At 55.4% G+C, this 298-nt stretch carries 1 protein-coding gene; it reads right to left on the bottom strand.

The genetic code is table 11. The features are described 5' to 3' along the window. Positions 1 to 298 (bottom strand): Ig-like domain-containing protein (locus KP22_RS21175; protein ID WP_039326461.1); only part of this gene is annotated, 298 nt, incomplete at both ends.

The following is a 298-nucleotide window of genomic DNA, read 5'->3' as shown; positions in this document are numbered from 1 at the left end:
CCATCGGCATTCACGGTCGTTTGATAAGTTTCCGAGCCGACGGTAACGGTAATCGCATCGCCCGCTTTCACGTCATTATCTACGTTACCGGTCACCGCAATGGTCTGGCCCGATTCGCTGGCGTTAATCACGTTATCCGACGTGACGTTATCAATAGAGATAGATGCGACTGGCGCAACGGTATCCACACCGTAAGCGTGGCTGGTATTGGCGGTGGTGATGTTGCCAGCCGGATCTCGGGTGGTAACAGTCGCACTCACATCACCATTGGCGGCCAGCACAGTTCCCGGCACGTTCA

Origin of the sequence: Pectobacterium betavasculorum (assembly GCF_000749845.1) — a bacterium.
Taxonomy (GTDB): domain Bacteria; phylum Pseudomonadota; class Gammaproteobacteria; order Enterobacterales; family Enterobacteriaceae; genus Pectobacterium; species Pectobacterium betavasculorum.
The sequence above is the reverse complement of the archived record's forward strand: the minus strand, read 5'-3'. Positions and strand labels throughout refer to the sequence as shown.